General features: G+C 71.9%; 16 protein-coding genes and 3 tRNA genes. 10 read left to right on the top strand and 9 right to left on the bottom strand.

The window, feature by feature from the left end; translation table 11 throughout:
• The first annotated feature begins 51 nt into the window (after nucleotides 1–51).
• Complete coding sequence (locus tag ABZ815_RS14315; RefSeq protein ID WP_357697662.1) at nucleotides 52–1,764, top strand: hypothetical protein; 1,713 nt, start codon at nucleotides 52–54, stop codon at nucleotides 1,762–1,764.
• A 119-nt stretch (nucleotides 1,765–1,883) separates the two neighbouring features.
• Here ABZ815_RS14315 and ABZ815_RS14310 read toward each other — a convergent pair.
• The 5 genes from ABZ815_RS14310 to ABZ815_RS14290 form a co-directional block, all read right to left on the bottom strand.
• Nucleotides 1,884–1,956: transfer RNA gene (locus ABZ815_RS14310), tRNA-Glu, on the bottom strand.
• Nucleotides 1,957–1,975: 19 nt separating this feature from the next.
• Nucleotides 1,976–2,051: transfer RNA gene (locus ABZ815_RS14305), tRNA-Glu, on the bottom strand.
• Between the two features lie 82 nt (nucleotides 2,052–2,133).
• Nucleotides 2,134–2,712 (bottom strand): hypothetical protein, encoded by a 579-nt coding sequence (locus ABZ815_RS14300; RefSeq protein ID WP_357697660.1) that lies wholly within the window; start codon nucleotides 2,710–2,712, stop codon nucleotides 2,134–2,136.
• Between the two features lie 13 nt (nucleotides 2,713–2,725).
• Entirely contained in the window at nucleotides 2,726–3,334 is a 609-nt protein-coding gene (locus ABZ815_RS14295) for a response regulator transcription factor (protein ID WP_357697658.1), read from the bottom strand.
• The gene (locus tag ABZ815_RS14290) at nucleotides 3,331–4,542 is read right to left on the bottom strand and encodes a sensor histidine kinase (RefSeq protein WP_357697656.1); all 1,212 of its coding nucleotides are present in this window, start codon (nucleotides 4,540–4,542) and stop codon (nucleotides 3,331–3,333) included. The genes ABZ815_RS14295 and ABZ815_RS14290 overlap by 4 nt, the downstream gene beginning before the upstream one ends.
• A gap of 114 nt (nucleotides 4,543–4,656) precedes the next feature.
• Between ABZ815_RS14290 and ABZ815_RS14285 the strand changes: the two genes are divergently transcribed.
• Entirely contained in the window at nucleotides 4,657–5,526 is an 870-nt protein-coding gene (locus tag ABZ815_RS14285; RefSeq protein ID WP_357697654.1) for an alpha/beta fold hydrolase, read from the top strand.
• 58 nt (nucleotides 5,527–5,584) lie between these two features.
• Here ABZ815_RS14285 and ABZ815_RS14280 read toward each other — a convergent pair.
• A tRNA-Gln gene (locus ABZ815_RS14280) sits at nucleotides 5,585–5,656 on the bottom strand.
• Between the two features lie 166 nt (nucleotides 5,657–5,822).
• Between ABZ815_RS14280 and ABZ815_RS14275 the strand changes: the two genes are divergently transcribed.
• Nucleotides 5,823–7,793, top strand: coding sequence for a M3 family metallopeptidase (locus ABZ815_RS14275; protein ID WP_357697652.1), 1,971 nt, complete (start codon nucleotides 5,823–5,825; stop codon nucleotides 7,791–7,793).
• 27 nt (nucleotides 7,794–7,820) lie between these two features.
• On the opposite strand, the gene ABZ815_RS14270 is transcribed toward ABZ815_RS14275, so the two are convergent.
• On the bottom strand, nucleotides 7,821–8,363 hold the full coding sequence (locus ABZ815_RS14270; protein ID WP_357697650.1) for a PadR family transcriptional regulator: 543 nt from the start codon (nucleotides 8,361–8,363) through the stop codon (nucleotides 7,821–7,823).
• Between the two features lie 56 nt (nucleotides 8,364–8,419).
• On the opposite strand from ABZ815_RS14270, the gene ABZ815_RS14265 reads away from it, so the two are divergent.
• Nucleotides 8,420–9,670, top strand: a complete 1,251-nt coding sequence (locus tag ABZ815_RS14265; RefSeq protein ID WP_357697648.1) for an MATE family efflux transporter — start codon at nucleotides 8,420–8,422, stop codon at nucleotides 9,668–9,670.
• Here the strand turns inward: ABZ815_RS14265 and gltX are convergent.
• Entirely contained in the window at nucleotides 9,564–10,937 is a 1,374-nt protein-coding gene (gene gltX / locus ABZ815_RS14260) for a glutamate--tRNA ligase (RefSeq protein ID WP_357697646.1), read from the bottom strand. The two genes, ABZ815_RS14265 and gltX, sit on opposite strands and share 107 nt — an antisense overlap.
• Nucleotides 10,930–11,706 carry a fumarylacetoacetate hydrolase family protein gene (locus ABZ815_RS14255; RefSeq protein ID WP_357697644.1) on the bottom strand — a complete coding sequence of 259 codons (777 nt, stop codon included), beginning with the start codon at nucleotides 11,704–11,706 and terminating at the stop codon, nucleotides 10,930–10,932. Before ABZ815_RS14255 ends, gltX begins: the two co-directional genes overlap by 8 nt.
• Nucleotides 11,707–11,860: 154 nt before the next feature.
• Between ABZ815_RS14255 and ABZ815_RS14250 the strand changes: the two genes are divergently transcribed.
• The 6 genes from ABZ815_RS14250 to ABZ815_RS14225 are packed head-to-tail and all read left to right on the top strand — an operon-like array spanning nucleotide 11,861 to nucleotide 14,471.
• Nucleotides 11,861–12,364, top strand: a complete 504-nt coding sequence (locus ABZ815_RS14250; protein WP_357697642.1) for an Asp23/Gls24 family envelope stress response protein — start codon at nucleotides 11,861–11,863, stop codon at nucleotides 12,362–12,364.
• Nucleotides 12,361–12,687, top strand: coding sequence for a hypothetical protein (locus tag ABZ815_RS14245; protein ID WP_357697640.1), 327 nt, complete (start codon nucleotides 12,361–12,363; stop codon nucleotides 12,685–12,687). Before ABZ815_RS14250 ends, ABZ815_RS14245 begins: the two co-directional genes overlap by 4 nt.
• Complete coding sequence (locus ABZ815_RS14240) at nucleotides 12,684–12,872, top strand: hypothetical protein (protein WP_357697638.1); 189 nt, start codon at nucleotides 12,684–12,686, stop codon at nucleotides 12,870–12,872. The genes ABZ815_RS14245 and ABZ815_RS14240 overlap by 4 nt, the downstream gene beginning before the upstream one ends.
• Entirely contained in the window at nucleotides 12,869–13,249 is a 381-nt protein-coding gene (locus tag ABZ815_RS14235; protein ID WP_357697636.1) for an Asp23/Gls24 family envelope stress response protein, read from the top strand. Before ABZ815_RS14240 ends, ABZ815_RS14235 begins: the two co-directional genes overlap by 4 nt.
• Complete coding sequence (locus ABZ815_RS14230) at nucleotides 13,246–13,908, top strand: DUF6286 domain-containing protein (RefSeq protein ID WP_357697634.1); 663 nt, start codon at nucleotides 13,246–13,248, stop codon at nucleotides 13,906–13,908. The genes ABZ815_RS14235 and ABZ815_RS14230 overlap by 4 nt, the downstream gene beginning before the upstream one ends.
• Complete coding sequence (locus ABZ815_RS14225; protein ID WP_357697632.1) at nucleotides 13,905–14,471, top strand: alkaline shock response membrane anchor protein AmaP; 567 nt, start codon at nucleotides 13,905–13,907, stop codon at nucleotides 14,469–14,471. The genes ABZ815_RS14230 and ABZ815_RS14225 overlap by 4 nt, the downstream gene beginning before the upstream one ends.
• The last annotated feature ends 2 nt before the right edge of the window (nucleotides 14,472–14,473 follow it).

The following is a 14,473-nucleotide window of genomic DNA, read 5'->3' as shown; positions in this document are numbered from 1 at the left end:
AAGCTCGTATTTCGGGGGCCGACTGCCTCGTGGGCGCACTAGCCTGAGTGCGTGACAGATCGCATCGAGGTAGCCGCCACTGAGCTGCGACCCCTGCTCGAAGAGTTCATCATGTGGGCGCGCTCCAACGCGCCCGGAAGCGACCCCGAGCTCGTGGGGCCTGCCGCACTCTGGCACCGTCTCGCCTTCTCGCAGGACCTCGGCACGTGGAAGCGTGCCGACCTGCGCAACCTGCTGCTCGACCGCATGCCGAAGGTCGTGGAGGATCCCGATGCCGCCGCCGACGGCATGCTGCCCGCCGTCGACGCGTACCTGACGTTCCTCTCCCAGACCGGCAGGCTCGCCAAGGGCTCCGACACCCTCGCCGATCTGCAGGCCGAGCTCGACGACGTCGAGGACGAGTTCGTCGAGCTCATGGAGGAGCTGCTCGACGACGACGGCGCGGGTGACGACGAGGACGAGACCGGCGACCTGGGCGACTTCGAGGCGTTCGCCGACGAGCTGGCCGAGCTCGACACGATCAGGCTGCGGCCCGACTCCGAGCTGGCCGCGGCCGCCCGCCAGGCGCCGCTGGTCGGCAAGGCCCGCGACCTGGCGCTGTGGGTGGGCTCCGGCCGCCGCGTCGGCGAGGACACCCTGCTCACCGACGCCGAGGTGGAGGAGGCGCTGGCCGTCGTCGGCCTGCCCAGGCCCGAGACCGACGGCCCGGTGGCCGAGGTGGTCCCGCAGCTCTGGAACATCTGGAACCTCGCCGTCGACCTGGAGTTCCTCGAACCGGGCGAGGGCAACACCGTGGCCGTCCAGGACGACACCTCCGAGTGGCCGTTCGACGACGACGAGGACGTCCTCGACGCCTGGATGCTCGGCCTGCACTCCGTCGACTACGGCGACCCCGAGCTCGACGACGACGACCTGACGATGGCGCTGGCCGGCCTGACCCGGGGCCTGCTGGTCAGGCTGCTGCTGGCCGGCGGCTCGCGCGAGCGCGACGACCTGGCCCGCGAGCTGGCCGAGGCCGCCGCCGACCTCGACGAGCTGGGCGGCGACGCCTGGGAGGCGGCCGGCGACCCGCTGGCCCCCGCCATCGACTGGCTGGTCGGCTACGGCATGATCGAGGTCGAGGGCACCACCGTGCGTCTCACCCCGCTGGGCACCGAGGGCGTCGTCCACCTGGTCGACGACGCCGACATCGAGGTCGACGCCCGGCCCGCGATCGAGTCGATGAGCGCCCACGAGCTGCTCGCACTGAGCGCCGAGCTGCCCGAGGACGAGGCCGACGCCGAGTTCGCGGCCTGGATGCGGCTCAGGGAGCCGGCCAAGGCCGCCGAGGAGCTGCTCGACGCCGCCGCCGAGGACGAGAGCGACGCCCTGATCCGGGTGCAGGCCGCCAGCGTGGTCGGCACACTGGGCGAGGCCGCCGTCCCGGCCTGGCAGGAGGCGCTCAAGCAGCCGTCGCTGCGGCCGTACGCGGCGACGCACCTGAGCCAGCTGGAGATCGAGGGGGCACCCGAGCCCACCCAGGACGACACCCACTGGCTGATCCTCGACATGTGGACGATCTCGGCCGGGCTGGGGCGTTCCGAGTTCGTCAGCAGCCTGCAGGACATCGGCCCCGACATGGTCAACGGGCTGCTCGAAGTGATCTGGAAGATCCCGCACGCGCACGTGGAGGAGCTGCTCGACCTGATCTCGCAGGTCCACCCCGACAAGCAGGTCGCCAAGGCGGCCCGCCGCGCCCTGTTCAAGGCCCGCTCCTCGGCCTGACCCCGCTACGGCCAGGGCTCCACGCGATCGGCGTGGGGCCCTGTTCCCGTTCGCGGGCGTGCCCGTGCAACGCAAAAAACGCCCCGGTGCTTGACGCACCGGAGCGTTTTGAGTGAACGTAGTCCCGACCGGATTCGAACCGGCGCTACCGCCTTGAGAGGGCGGCGTCCTGGGCCACTAGACGACGGGACCTTCGCTCAGCTTGTGACAGTGGTAGTCCCGACCGGATTCGAACCGGCGCTACCGCCTTGAGAGGGCGGCGTCCTGGGCCACTAGACGACGGGACCCTGTTCACAAGCTGGTGTGCCGGGTCTCCCCGGCGACGCAGGTAACTCTACCGCACCCCGCAGACCACAACCAACCCGCTTGTCAGCGCATGAGATCAGGCCGGTGGCGGCGGACCCAGTCGCCCATCGGCCCCCGTTCCCACAGCGGGTCGATCTCGCCGAGCGGGATCGCCACCTCGGGCCGTCCGGTGACGGGGTCGGCGGGCACCCGGGCCAGGCGCTCGCGCATCCACTGCGGCGCCCGCGGCGGGAGCGTGCGCTCGCCCCACCCGACCAGCCCCACCGAGCGCAGGGCCTGGACGCGTACGCGGACGCCGCCGGGCCGGCCCAGGAGCCGGGGGTCGGCCGGCCGGGTGTCCACCACGCCGATCCGGGCGATGTCGGGCCAGCGCAGCCGCACCCTGAAGCCGCGGGCGTCGGCCAGCTCCACGCCCTCCGGCGAGAAGCGCACGACCGTGCCCGCGACCAGCCGGCGGTGCTTGACGACGAGCACGCCGGTCAGGGCCGCCGTGGCGAGCGCGCCGAGCACGACGCCCAGCGCCGAGCTGCCGGTGAAGATGGCCCCGAGCAGCAGGCAGACGGCGAAGAAGAGCGCCAGCGGCGCGGCGAACGGGGCGACGAAACGGGCAAGGCCGCCCTCGCGCATGCGGAATTCGTCCATGAGGCGAGGGAGGCTACCCGCCGAGCAGCCCGCGGCGGAAGGCCTCGGCCACGGCGGCGGCGCGGTCGCGGACGTCGAGCTTGGCGTAGGCGTGCAGCAGGTGCGTCTTGACGCTGGCCTCGCTGATGAACAGCTCGGCCGCCGCCTGCCGGTTGGTCGCTCCCCCGGCCACCAGCCGCAGCACCTCCAGCTCACGTCTGCTCAGGTCGCCCCGCCTCGGCCTGCGCACGTGGTCGGCCAGCCGTCCGGCCACGGCGGGGGCGAGCACGGTCTCCCCGTCGTACGTGGCCCGCACGGCGCGTGCCAGCTCCTCCGGGTGGGCGTCCTTCAGCAGGTAGCCGGCCGCCCCGGCCTCCAGCGCGGGCAGGACGTCGGTGTCGAACGTCGTGAGCACCAGCACCCGCGGCCCGCTCCCGCTCAGCTGCCTGATCGCGGCCAGGCCGTCCATGCCGGGCATGCGCAGGTCCATGAGGACGACGTCGGGCCGCAGCTCGGCCGCCAGCCGGACGGCCTGGGCGCCGTCGGCCGCCTCGCCCACGATCTCCATGCCGGGCTCGGCGCCCAGGGCGGCGCGCAGGCCGTCCCGGACGATCGGGTGGTCGTCCACGATGAGCAGTCTCACGGTCGTTCGCCTTCCGCGGGTATGACGGGGACGGCCGCGGCCACGGCGCTCCCCCGGCCCGGCTCGGACTCGACCTCCAGCGTGCCACCCACCGCGCGGGCCCGCCGGCGCATGCCTTCCACCCCGAAGCCCTCAGCAGCCTCCTGCGGAACGAAACCGCGCCCGTCGTCACGGATGTCGAGCATGACGACTTCGTCCGTGTACGACAGGGTGAGGGCCGTCTTGGTGGCATCGGCGTGCTTGGCGACGTTGGCCAGTGCCTCCTGGGCGATGCGGAACAGCGTGGCCTCGACGTCGGCGGACAGGGCGACGGGGGTGCCGGTGACCTCGACGGCCAGGCCGACGCCCGCCGTGGCGGCCCACGAACGGGCCATGCGGCCGAGTGCGTCGGGGAGTCTGGAGTCCTCCAGGGGGCCGGGGCTCAGGGCGCGTACCGACCGGCGGGTCTCGGCCAGGCTCTGGCGGGCCAGCCGAGCCGCCTGGTCGAGGTGGCGGCGACGGTCGGCCTCGGCGGTGGCGCGGCCGGCCGCGCCGAGCTGGCCGATCAGGGCCGCCAGGTCCTGTGCGACGGTGTCGTGGATCTCGCCCGCCACACGCTGCCGCTCGTCGAGCACGCCCGCCCGCCTGGCCTGGTGCAGGAGCCGGGCGTGCAGGTCGGCGTTCTCGTCCATGGCGGTACGCAGTTCGCCGATCAGGCGGCGGCGCCTGTCGCTCTCGGCGGAGACATACCAGCCGGCCAGGGCGAGCGGGACGGCGATGCCGCCGGCCACCGTGAACAGCCCGGTGGGAGCGCCGGGACCGGCCTGGGCCACGACGACGACCACGGCGGTGAGTGTCACGCCCGCCATCACCAGGCGGGTCGGCAGCAGGGCGACGGCCAGGGGGTAGCCGAGCGAGGCGAACACGACGAAGGCCGGGTTGCCCGCCACCAGCGCGCCCGCGAGGCCCATGAGCAGCACGTAGTACGGGACGACGAGAACGGCCTGCCGGTGCCGCCGGGAATGCAGCCACGGGACGGCGGCGAGCCACACCGCCGCGACGGCGGCCAGGACGGGCCAGGGCGCGACGATCCAGGGCGCCGCGGCGGCCAGGGCGTTGCCGCCCTGCGGCGGGTCGCCCATGACGGCGGCGGCGACCACGGAGATCGCCAGCAACCCGTAGCCGAGCGCGACGTGGAGCAGACGCTCACGTCCTGGTGCCCGGCTCACGCCTCCAGCCTGGCACGCCGCCCGGGTCAACCGATCGGTGGATGGGCGGACTCAGCCGTACGGACCGCCGGACGGGCGATGTGCAGGCCTGCCGGCCTGGGCGAACATCGGCCCATGAGCGATCGAGAGAGCGGATCCCGGCCCGGCCGGGTGACCACGTTCGTGTTCGTCACCGGGGCCGGCGGCGTGGCACAGGGAGATCCGGAGCTGACGCTGCGCGGGCACCGGACCGTGGGCGTGGAGCTGCCGGGGCACCTGCCCGCCGAGCAGTTCAGCCGCGCCTACCAGGCCCCGCAGGACCTGGCGGCGCTGACCACCGCGCCCTCGCCGGTGTCCGGGGTGACCCTGGACGACTACGTCGAGGCCACGGTGAACGTCGTGCGCAGGGTCGCCGCGTACGGCCCGGTGGTCCTGGTGGGCGGGAGCCTCGGCGGAGCGGCGGTCACCAAGGCCGCCGACGAGGTCCCCCACCTGCTCGACCGGCTGGTCTACGACACGGCGTTCTGCTGCACGCGGCTGCGCTCGCCGGCCGAGTACCTGGAGACACCCGAGGCCGCCACGAGCGTGGCGAAGGGGCTGGTGGCCGGATTGATCGGCGACCCCACGGCGCTCATGGCGGTGCGGATGAACTGGCGGACGTCCGACCCGGCGTTCCTGGCCGCGGCCAAGGAGGCGTTCATGGCCGAGGCGGCCGACGGCGAGTTCCTGGCGCTGCTCAACACGTTGCTGCCGGACGAGAGCCTGCTGGTCTCCGTCGCGGACGCGCGCGGCAGGCCGGACGCCTGGGGGCGGGTGCCGCGGACGTACATCAGGCACACCCGGGACCGGATGATCCCGCTCGCGCTGCAGGACCGGATGATCAGGGAGGCGGACGCGGCCACCCCGGGCAACAGGTTCGAGGTGCGCACGGTCGACACCGGGCACGCGGCCACGGCCGCGGAGTACCGGAGGATCAGCGAGATCCTGGACGCCCTGGCGACCTGACGGGCCGCCGACACGAAAAAACGGACGTCTCTCAGGGAGACATCCGTTTGGTGACTTGCTGGGGTACCAGGACTCGAACCTAGACTAACTGAACCAGAATCAGTCGTGCTGCCAATTACACCATACCCCACCGCTGCGAACCCCTTCGAGGAGCGCGCTTGGCGACGTCCGAAAGAATAGCCCAGCTCGGGGGGTAAGACCAAAACGATTGCCGAAGCGGTCTCCGGCGGACTGCGGCACGGGCTCCGGCGTGCCAAGCTGAAGAGGACAAAACACCACGTGGAGGAGCCCCAGCGTTGGCCGAGAACCCGTTCTTCGCCCCTAGTAGCCTGCCGTACCAGTTGCCTGCGTTCGCGGACGTCCGCGAGGAGCACTACCTGCCCGCGTTCGAGCGCGGCATGGCCGAGCACCTGGCCGAGGTCGACGCGATCGCGAACAGCACCGAGCCGCCCACCTTCGACAACACGATCGCGGCCCTGGAGCGTTCTGGGCGCGTTCTCGGCCGTACGGCCACGGTCTTCTTCAGCATGGCCGCGTCCAACTCCAGCGACGGGATCATGGAGATCGAGAAGGAGATCTCCCCGAAGCTGACCGCGCACAACGACGCGATCCGCCTCAACCGGGCGCTGTGGGCGCGGATCAAGCAGGTCGGCACGTCCGACGCCGAGGAGGCGTGGCTGCTGGAGAAGTATCGGGAGGACTTCGTCCGGGCCGGGGCCGACCTGTCGGAGTCGCAGCAGGACCGGCTGCGTGAGCTCAACGGCGAGCTGTCGAAGCTCTCGACCGAGTTCGCGCAGACCCTGCTCAAGGCGTCCACCGAGGAGGCCCTGGTCGTCACGGACGCCAAGGAGCTCGACGGCTTCGACGAGGCCAGGATCGAGTCGCTGCGCCAGGACGACGGCACGTACGCGCTGCCGCTGCTGAACTTCACCAACCAGCCCGGCCTGGCCCAGCTCACCGACCGCGACGTGCGCCGCCGGCTGTACGAGCTGAGCGTCGGCCGCGCCCCGGCCAACTTCGGGCGGGCGGTCCAGATGGCCACACTGCGGGCCGAGCGGGCGGCGCTGCTCGGCTTCCCCGACCATGCCGCCTACTCGGTGGCCGACCAGACGGCCAAGACCGTCGAGGCGGTCGAGGAGATGCTCGGCCAGCTCGTCGGCCCGGCCGTGCGCAACGCCGGCAAGGAGGCCGAGGCGCTGGCCGGGCAGGCCGGGTTCGCGATCGAGCCGTGGGACTGGTCGTACTACTCGGAGAAGGTGCGGCTGGCCCGCTACGACTTCGACGCCGACGCCATGCGGCCCTACTTCGAGCTGAACCGGGTCTTCAGGGACGGCGTGTTCTTCGCCGCCACCAAGCTCTACGGCCTCACCTTCACCGAGCGGCCCGACCTGGACGGCTACCACCCCGACGTGGCCGTCTTCGAGGTGTTCAACGAGGACGGCGCCCCGCTGGGCCTGTTCCTGCTCGACCCCTACGCCAGGGCGAACAAGCGCGGCGGCGCGTGGATGAACAACCTGGTCGACCAGTCGTACCTGTTCGACGAGCTGCCGGTGGTGATGAACAACCTCAACATCACCAAGCCGGCCTCGGGGCCGACGCTGCTGACGTACGACGAGGTGAACACCGCCTTCCACGAGTTCGGGCACGCGCTGCACGGGCTGTTCTCGGAGGTGCGCTACCCGCGTGTGTCGGGCACCAGCGTGCCGCGTGACTTCGTCGAGTACCCCTCGCAGGTCAACGAGATGTGGGCCACCTGGCCGGAGGTCCTGACCAACTACGCCAAGCACCACGAGACGGGCGAGCCGATGCCCGCCGAGCTGGTGGAGAAGCTGCACGCGGCCGAGAAGTTCAACCAGGGCTTCACGACGGTGGAGTACCTGGCGGCCACGCTGCTCGACTGGGCCTGGCACCGGCTGGCGGCCGGCGAGCAGGTGGCCGACGCGCAGGCGTTCGAGCAGGCGGCCCTTGAGGCGGCCGGGATCGACGTGGCGCTGGTGCGCCCCCGCTACCGGACGAACTACTTCGCCCACATCTTCTCGGGCGGCTACAGCGCCGGCTACTACTCCTATATCTGGAGCGAGGTGCTCGACGCCGAGAGCGTGGAGTGGTTCAAGGAGAACGGCGGCCTGACCAGGGCGAACGGCGACCACTTCCGCCGCGAGCTGCTCTCCAGGGGCGGCAGCCTCGACCCGCTGACCGCCTTCCGCAACTTCCGCGGGCGCGAGCCGGGCATCGGGCCGCTGCTGGCCCGCCGCGGCCTCGACTGACCGTCCCCTCCCCCGGGAATCGTCTCCCTACGGCTCCGGCAGCTCCTCGATGCGCTGCCGGAGCCATTCCTTCTCCGCCCGGCTCGACGCCCGGGCGATCTCCAGCATGCCCCGCCGGTACGGGTCCGGCTCGTCCTTGATCCGGACGGGCCGGCCGCCCTCGTGGAAGAAGCTCGCCGGGGCCTCCAGGAAGGCCAGCCTGAGGCGCAGCACCCTTGACCGGTCGGCGGGGTCGGGCAGCGCCGACAGGAACGTCAGCAGGGCGAAGAAGCGCGTCTGGTCGCTGATGTCGAGCTCGCTCGGGTCGCGCAGCCGCCGCAGCAGCTCCTGGCGGCCCTCGCCGGTGAGCGTGAGCACCTGCCTGCGGGCCGCCGCCGCGCCCGCCTCCTCGTGCCGTTCGACCAGGCCCTTGGCCTCCAGTCTCGATATGGCGGGGTAGAGAGCGCCGTCGCTGACCGGGCGGAGGTGGCCGGTGAGCGCCGTCAGGCGGGCCTTGAGCTCGTAGCCGTGCATCGGACGCTCGTTCAGGAATCCCAGGATGGTGAGGGACAGATCCCCGCCGCTTGCCATGGCCCGCATCGTAACGCTATACCTCTAAAAGAGGTACAACGAAACGAGGTATTGGCATGTTCAGGCTGGCTCTCCCCATCTACGTGGAGCTGCTCACGGCCGTGGTCGCGGTGGGCGTGATCGACCTGCTGTGGGTCTCGGGGCTCGGGGAGGGGGCCATCGCGGCCGTCACCGTGGGCACCACGGCCGAGTACCTGGCCTACGGACTGTTCCTGGCCGTCCCGACGGGGGTGACCGTGCTCGTCGGGCGGCGTGACGGTCAGGCGCCGATCGGGCCGGTGATCAGGACGGGGTGGATGTTGTGGGCCGCGTTCTCGGTGGCCGTCGCCGTCCCGGGGGTGCTGCTGCGCGAGCCGCTGGCGGCCCTGTTCACCGACGATCCCGGGCCGACGGCGGGGTTCTTCCTGATCTCACTGGGCGGGCTGCCGGTGTTCTTCGCCCAGACGGTCGTGGACGCGATCCTCAAAGGGCTGGGCGACACGAAGACCCCCATGCGGAACGCGCTGATCTGCAACGCCCTGGTCATCGTCCTGGACCCGCTGTTCATCTACGGCCTCGACCTGGGCGTCCAGGGGGCCGCGCTGGCCACCGTGGCGGCGCGGCTGGTCACGCTCGGGGTGGCGGTCACCTCCGTCGTACGGCTGCGCGCCGCCCCCGGCGACGGCCTGCTCGCCGGGGAGGTGCTGCGGACCGGCCTGCCCATGTCGGGAGACTTCCTGGCCCGTTCCCTGGTGGGCATGGCGCTGGTGGAGATCGTGGCCGGGTTCGGCACGGCCGAGGTCGCCGGGTACGGCATCGGTCAGAAGATCATGCTGGCGGGGGTCATGGTCTTCTACGCGCTGCGCCAGGCGGCGATGATCCGTACCGCGCGGTCGGAGCCGGTCGGGTCGCCGCTGCGGCTCGGGCTGGCGACCGGGGCGGTGGTCGCGGTCGTGCTCAACCTGGTGGCCGCGCCCGCGGCCGGGCTGTTCACCGGCGATCCGGCGGTGACCGTGGGCTTCCTGCGGTGGATGACGCTCTACCTGGTGCCGTTCGGCGGGCTCATCGCCGTCGGGGGGGTGCTCCAGGCAAGCGGAAGGGGCAGCCGCCTGCTCGCCGCCACGCTGGCGGGCTTCGCGGTGCAGCTGCCCCTCGCCTACCTGCTGAGCTCGTGGCTCGGCGTCACGGGGGTGTGGCTGTCGATGGCCGTCGGGTCGTCGCTCAGCCTCGCAGGCGCCCTAGCGCCGCTCGGATCCGCTCCGTGGCACGCTCGCGCCCGAGCACCTCGATCGACTCGAACAGCGGCAGGCCCACGGTCCGGCCGGTGATCGCCACGCGCACGGGGGCCTGGGTCTTGCCCAGCTTGAGCCCGAGCGGCGCGCCGACCTCCTCCAGGGCCTCCTTGAGCGACTCCGCGTCCCAGGGGACCGTCTCCAGGCGGGTGAGGTAGGCGCCGAGGATCTCCTCCGGGGAGTTCTTCATCGCCTTGTCCCAGGACGGCTGGTCGAAGACGGGCTCGTCGAGGAAGAGGAAGTCGACGTTCTGCCTGATCTCCGACAGCACGGCGATGCGGGTCTGGGCCAGCGCCGCGACCTTGCTGAACAGCTCGCGGTCCCAGGCGGGGTCGAGGTACGGAGAGCAGCGCTCCTCGAAGGTCTCCAGCGGCAGCGCCCTGATGTACTCGCCGTTGAAGGCCCGCAGCTTCTTCTCGTCGAAGAAGGCGCTGGCGGAGTTGACGTCCTCCAGCTTGAACAGCGGGACCATCTCCGCCCACGGCATGATCTCGCGGTCCTCGCCGGGGCCCCAGCCGAGCAGCATGAGGTAGTTGACCATGGCCTCGGCGAGGTAGCCCTCGTCGCGGTAGTCCTCCAGGGCCACCTTGTCGCGGCGCTTGGACAACTTCTTGCGCTGCTCGTTGACGATCACCGGCAGGTGGGCCCAGATCGGCGGGGTGGAGCCGAGCGCCGGCCACAGCAGCACCTGCTTGGCGGCGTTGCCCAGGTGCTCCTCGCCGCGCACGACGTGCGTGATGCCCTGGGTGATGTCGTCGACGGCGTTGGCCAGCACGTAGAGCGGCGAGCCGTCGGTGCGGGCGATCACGAAGTCTTCCTGGGCCTCGTTGGGGAACTCGACGTTGCCCCTGATCAGGTCTTCGACGACGGTGACGCCCTCGTCGGGGGTGCGGAAGCGCACCGCGCCCTCGGTCAGGCCGCGCTCGCGGCAGAAGCCGTCGTAGCCCTTGTGCTCGGAGCCGGTGCGGGCCACCAGGGTCTCACGGGTGCAGTCGCAGTGGTACGCCTTGCCGTCGGCCAGCAGCTTGGCCACGGCCTCGCGATGCTGCGGCTCGTAGGCCGACTGGAAGTAGGGGCCCTCGAACACCGGGTTGGTGCCGTTGATGCCGATCCAGTCGAGCGCCGAGATGATGCCCTCGGTCCACTCCGGGCGGTTGCGCGTGGCGTCGGTGTCCTCGACGCGCAGGACGAAGCGGCCGCCGGACTGTTCGGCGAGGGCCCAGTTGAACAGCGCCGTGCGGGCGCCGCCGACGTGGAACATGCCGGTCGGGGACGGGGCGAAACGCACCCGTAGATCAGTCACGGGAGACCACCTTGTTCGTGAGAGTGCCGATGCCTTCGATGCCGACGCTGACCTCGTCGCCGATCTCCAGCGGGCCGACGCCCGCCGGGGTGCCGGTCAGGATGACGTCGCCGGGGATCAGCGTCATGACCGCGCTGACGTAGGCGACCAGCGCGGGGATGTCGTTGATGAGCTGGCTGGTGCGGCCGCTCTGCCGGATCTCGCCGTTGACCGTGGTGGTCAGCGCCAGGTCGCTCGCGTCGAGATCGGTCTGGATCCAGGGCCCGAGCGGGCAGAACGTGTCGAAGCTCTTGGCCCGGGTGAACTGCACGTCCTTCTTCTGCAGGTCGCGGGCGGTGACGTCGTTGGCGCAGGTGTAGCCGAAGATGACGTCCTTGACCCGGTCGACGGGCACGTCGCGGCAGAGCCTGCCGATCACCACGGCCAGCTCGCCCTCGTAGTCGACCCGGTCGGACAGCGAGGTCGGGTAGGCGATGGCCTCGCCGTGGCCGATCACCGACGTGGACGGCTTCATGAAGATGAGCGGCTCGTCGGGCACCTCGTTGCCCATCTCGCGGGCGTGCTCGGCGTAGTTCCTGCCGATGGCGACGACCTTGCTCGGCAACATCGGGGCCAGCAGCTTCACCTGGGACAGCGGGAAGCGGTCACCGGTGAACTGCACCTGGCCGAACGGATGGCCGGAGACCGTGGAGACGAACTCCTCGCCAGGGCCGCCTTCGACCACGCCGAACGACACGCCTTCGCCTGTGGAGAACCTCGCTATACGCACCTGACAAGGCTATCGCCGCCGTCGCAGGGGTCCGCCCACCGCCGCAAAAGTCAGGAACCCTCCATAAATGCCCCCAGAGTCCGTTTTGTTGGGTATCGGAGGTGATTAACCGGATATCTCTGCCTATCTAGAGACTTCTAGGGGGTGATGGAACGTGCCGGACACGATGGTCAACCAGACCTCTGCCGTACCGCGGGCCAGAACACAGGACGGCGGACCGGCGAACCCGCTGGTCACCGACAAGGGCACGACGAGCATCGACGACGTCGTCGTCGCCAAGATCGCCGGGCTGGCCGCACGCGAGGTCTCCGGCGTGCACGCCATGGGCGGCGGCGCCGCCAGGGCGCTCGGCAGCATGCGCGGCATGGTCGGCGGGGAACGCAGCGTCGCGCAGGGCGTCTCGGTCGAGGTGGGAGAACGCCAGGCGGCCGTGGACATGGACCTGGTCGCCGAGTACGGCACCGCGATCCCGGACCTGGCCGCCGCCGTGCGCAGGAACGTCATCGCGGCGGTCGAGCGCATGTGCGGCCTGGAGGTGACCGAGGTCAACATCAGGGTCGACGACGTGCACCTGCCCGGCCAGGACCGCGACAAGGACAGGGAAATGGGCGACGGTCGCCGCGAGGTCATCGAGCAGCCGGAGCCCCGGGTCCAATGACCCGGCCCGACGCCCCCGCCTGTGGCAGGGCCGACACCGAGACCGACGCCGAGGCGGAGGCCGAGGCGCTGGCCGAGCTCGTGCGGGCCTGCCCAGGGGTGGCGGGGCTCTCCGGCGGCCCGTTCGGGACGGTGGCGACGTACCTGCGCGGGGAGCGGGTCAGGGGCGTCTCGACCGGCGGGGACGTGGTGGAGGTCGCCATCGTGGCGACCCTGGAACGGCCGCTGCCCGAGACCGCCGAGGACGTCCGCCAGGCAGTGTGGAAGCTGACCGGCGGGCGTCCCGTCAACGTACGCATCGACGACGTGGTGGAGGAACCATGAGCAACGTCCCTTGGCTGCCGGTCATCGGCATGATGGTCGGCATCATCCTCGGATTCGCGGGGGCCTTCGGCGGCCTCGGCGCGTTCCTGCTCGTCCTCGTGCTCGGCGCGGTCGGCTTCCTGGTCGGCAAGATCGCCGACACCGGCGAGCTGAACCTGTCGGGCCTGACCGCGAGGCGGCGATGACGCCGATGATCACGACCGCTCCTCAGGTGACGGTTCCCCGGCAGCGGCTCGCGCCGGGGGACGAGCCGGAGCGGCGGGGCCGTACCGAGATCGCCGACCGGGTGGTCGCCAAGATCGCGTGCTGCGCGGCGCGGGAGGTTCCCGAGGTGCGCGACGTGCAGCTGGGCGGCGTGCCGTGGACGCGTTCGTCCAGCGCCGAGGTGCGCGGCGAGCGGGCCACCCTGAAGCTGAACGTGACCGTCGCCTACCCAGCCCCGCTGCACGCCGTGGCCGCGCGGCTGCGGGAGCACGTGCGCAACCGGGTGGCCATGCAGACCGGCCTGAACGTCACGCGCCTCGACGTGATCATGACCGATCTGGCGGGAGGCCCGGAATGACCCGCCCCCTCCCGCCCGAAGAACCTGAGGAGGCGCGGGGGGCCGTCCCGGCGGACGGGGCCGCGGCCCATCGGGGCTGGGCGGAGGCCGTGCCGCCGCGCGACAAGGGGGCCGACCGGGCCGCGGTGCGCGCGTTCCGGCCGCAGCGCCGGGCGCCCGCCATCGTGGTCGCCGTCCTGCTCACGCTGCTGGGCCTGCTGGTCGCCGCCGAGACGGTGTCCGCGCTGGTCGGCAGCCCGTTGCGATGGCTGCCGTACGACCGGATGCTGGCGTGGGCGTCCACGACGCCGTGGTCGCACCCGCTGGTCCTGACCGGGGCCGCGATCGTCGCGCTGATCGGCCTGGCGCTGCTGGTCACCGCCCTGGTGCCGGGACGGCCGCGGATGGTCCCCGTACGGACCGGCGACCCCGACCTGATCATCGGGGTGCGTCCCAAGAGTTTCACCAGGGCTTTGGAGCACGCCGCCGAGGAGGTGCCTGGGGTGCGCTCGGCCCACGCCACGCTGCGCGGCCGCACGGTAGCCGTCACCCCCGCCACGTCCGGCTGGGACGACGAGGGCTTCGGCCACGCCGTGCGCGAGGCCGTGCTCACCAGGCTCGCCGGGCTGGACCCGGTGGAGCCGTACCAGGTGGCGGTCAACGTCAAGGAGCGGCGATGAACAGGCGGACCGGGCGCGGCAACCGCTGGGGGCTGGCCCTGGTCGGCCTGGTGCTGGCCGTCCTCGGCGGCCTGACGCTGGCCCGGGGCCTGCTGGGGCCGTCCATGCCGATCGTGGACGCGGGCACGCGCGGGTTCTTCGCCGGCAACAGCCCGCTCGTGTGGTGGGTCGTGGCCGCCGTGTCGGTCCTGGTCGCGCTGCTGGCCCTGCGCTGGCTGGTCGTGCAGGGACGCAGGGACGCCCGCACCCGGCTGCGCCTGGAGAGCGGCCCGGACGGCGTCACCGAGATCGCGGCGGGCGGGATGGCCCACGCGGTCGCCGCCGACGTCGAGGCCAGCCCCGCCGTCCTGAACGCCGACGCCGACCTGGTCGGCCCGCGCGGCCACCCCGAGGTACGGCTGCGCGTGGCCGCCGACGAGGCCGCCCCGATCGCCGAGCTGAGCGAGCACCTGTCCAGGGTCACCCTGCCGAACCTGCGGGACGCGCTGGACAGGGATCACGTGCCGGCGGTGGCCCGCGTTAGCCTGGAGCCCTCACCTGCGACGCAGCGGGTCGTGCGCTAAGG

Origin of the sequence: Nonomuraea sp. NPDC047529 (assembly GCF_040642995.1) — a bacterium.
In the GTDB taxonomy this organism is placed as follows: Bacteria; Actinomycetota; Actinomycetes; order Streptosporangiales; family Streptosporangiaceae; genus Nonomuraea.
Note: the sequence above shows the minus strand (reverse complement) of the source record. Positions and strands in the feature narration are given on the sequence as shown.